The 1,494-nt window shown below is 48.9% G+C and carries 1 protein-coding gene; it reads left to right on the forward strand.

The window, feature by feature from the left end; genetic code table 11:
- The first annotated feature begins 220 nt into the window (after positions 1-220).
- The gene (locus J07HQW2_RS00210; RefSeq protein WP_021053113.1) at positions 221-1,417 is read left to right on the forward strand and encodes an orc1/cdc6 family replication initiation protein; all 1,197 of its coding nucleotides are present in this window, start codon (positions 221-223) and stop codon (positions 1,415-1,417) included.
- Positions 1,418-1,494: the final 77 nt, after the last annotated feature.

The following is a 1,494-nucleotide window of genomic DNA, read 5'->3' on the forward strand; positions in this document are numbered from 1 at the left end:
CCCCTCGTTTCGTCTGTTCTGCACGAATCGACGGGTAGGGAGATTCGATCTTGAGAGACTCAGTGCGAGATATCGCTTCCGAACAGACAATTGTGCTGCACGGGACAGATCAACCAGCCGATTTTCAAATACACAGTTAGTACACACAAAACATACGAAACAGAGTAAACAGATAAAACGATGTACTTATATAATTAGTTGTTAAGCATATAATCATCAAATGAGTGAAGACCTGTTCGCGGAAATGACAGAGACGTTATTCAAAGACAAATCGATTCTCTCGGAGGAGCACAGCCCGGATGTTATTGTTGAACGAGATGATGAAATCGACGCATATCGGACGGCACTCAAGGATGTGTTATTCGGACGCAATCCCTCAAACGTATTTATTTATGGTAAAACAGGCGTTGGGAAGACAGCGGTAACTGAGTATATCTTGGATGCACTCCAGACAGAAGTAAAGCGCCGAGATGCAGCTGATGATCTTCAGGTTCACTCCCGAAACTGTAATGACGACACTGTCTACCAAACGGTTCGCTCGCTTATCAATAGCATTCGTGATAATAGCCGCGAACAGTTTCCTGAGACCGGACTTGCGACATCACATGCGCTTGAAACGCTGTTCAAGGAGATGGATCGTGTTGGAGAGACCTTCCTGTTCGTGCTTGATGAGATCGACCATCTTGACGATGCTGATACCCTCCTGTATGAACTCCCCCGAGCGCGGGCAAATGGCACTCTCGTTGATGCCCGTGTCGGCGTGATCGGTATTAGCAATAACTATACTTTCCGTTCATCACTCAGCCCGAAAGTAAAAGATACGCTCATGGAGAAGGAAATCGCCTTTTCACCATACGATGCGAATGAACTTCGATCTATTCTTTCAACCCGCGCCGAGAACGCACTTGCCGAGGAAGCGTACGAAGAGTCTGCAATCAGGTTTGCTGCTGCAAAGGCTGCAAAGGATACCGGGAGTGCCAGACAGGCGATTGACTTACTCCGGGAAAGTGGGGATATTGCCGAGGAGGATAGTGATAAAATGATTGTCGATACACATGTACAGCGAGCAGCACAGCGGGTTCAACGCGGTCGGGTAGAAAACAAACTCCGAGATCAGACTATGCACGGACAACTCATTCTTGAGGCGCTCGCGCAACTTGAAGCAGATGGACAAGCACCAGCACGGTCAAAGGCAGTCCAACAGATGTACGAAAAAGTAACGAGAGGTTGGAAGCATAATCCTCTGACGACGCTCAAGAGTATCCAGAATCACCTCGCTGACCTGACAATGCTCGGATTTCTTGAGCGAACTGAGCGAAACGAGGGTCGGGCGGGCGGTGCCCACTACCAATACGAGCTAACACTGGATCCCAGAACCGTGCTGGAGACTCGTGAGTCGATTGAATCTGAACCATAATCTGGCATCTCGGCGTGTATTTGGGACAAGAACAGACGAAACGAGGGGTGTGTCGGGTGCTTGCCTACCAGCTTGGA

The sequence above is a fragment of the Haloquadratum walsbyi J07HQW2 genome (assembly GCF_000415985.1).
In the GTDB taxonomy this organism is placed as follows: Archaea; Halobacteriota; Halobacteria; order Halobacteriales; family Haloferacaceae; genus Haloquadratum; species Haloquadratum walsbyi_B.

Bases quoted from the DNA above. Each gene is read 5' to 3' on its own strand.
- J07HQW2_RS00210 (WP_021053113.1), top strand. From the start codon at position 221: ATGAGTGAAGACCTGTTCGCGGAAATGACAGAGACGTTATTCAAAGAC.